The sequence below is a fragment of the Escherichia sp. MOD1-EC5950 genome (assembly GCF_002965345.1).
GTDB lineage: Bacteria > Pseudomonadota > Gammaproteobacteria > Enterobacterales > Enterobacteriaceae > Escherichia > Escherichia marmotae.
In genome coordinates this window covers 1-567 of record NZ_PTSR01000124.1, presented here as the reverse complement: position 1 = coordinate 567, position 567 = coordinate 1, and the positions used below count along the sequence as shown (strand labels likewise).

The 567-nt window shown below is 60.1% G+C and carries 1 protein-coding gene; it reads left to right on the top strand.

What is annotated here, in order from left to right; all coding sequences use genetic code 11:
* Window positions 1–567 (top strand): fimbrial protein (locus BEA93_RS24600; protein WP_105267700.1); only part of this gene is annotated, 567 nt, incomplete at both ends.

Sequence of the window (567 nt, the reverse complement as noted above, 5' to 3'; positions counted from 1 at the left end):
GCTGCCAGCCTCCTGCCTTCCTGCGTACTGGCCTGGAACACGCCGGGAGAGGATTTCAGCGGAGAGCTTAAGCTGGAGGGCCCGGTGACCAGCACCCGTAATCCGTGGGTATGGAAAGTGGGGGCAGGCTCCCGTTATCTGGACTCAGCCAGCCCGGCTGTACCAGTTGGTGAGGGAGAGGTGATGGTCCGGGTACCGGTGCCGGCATTGCCTGTATTGCTGGGAAAAACGGCATTCACAACGACGGCCGGACGTGAAGGGCTGTCGCCACGGGTTATCTATGGCAAGGGTATGGAAAATTTCAGCCTGTCATGGACGACGCCGGGGACGGCCGAGGTGGTTCTGCCGGTATCCGGGGATGGTAATGCAGTATCGGGACGTTTTGTTTTCCGTCTGCAGGCGGCAGGCGTGTTGCGTCATGCACAGGGGGGACATCTGGTATATACCGGTGTTTATGACGACCTGAATGCGAATGGTCTGCCGGAGCAGACGCAGATGATGCAGGCAGAGCAGGTGCCGGGAGCACTACAGGCGATGTTTGCAGGAGAGGGGCCATCCTGGCTTCAG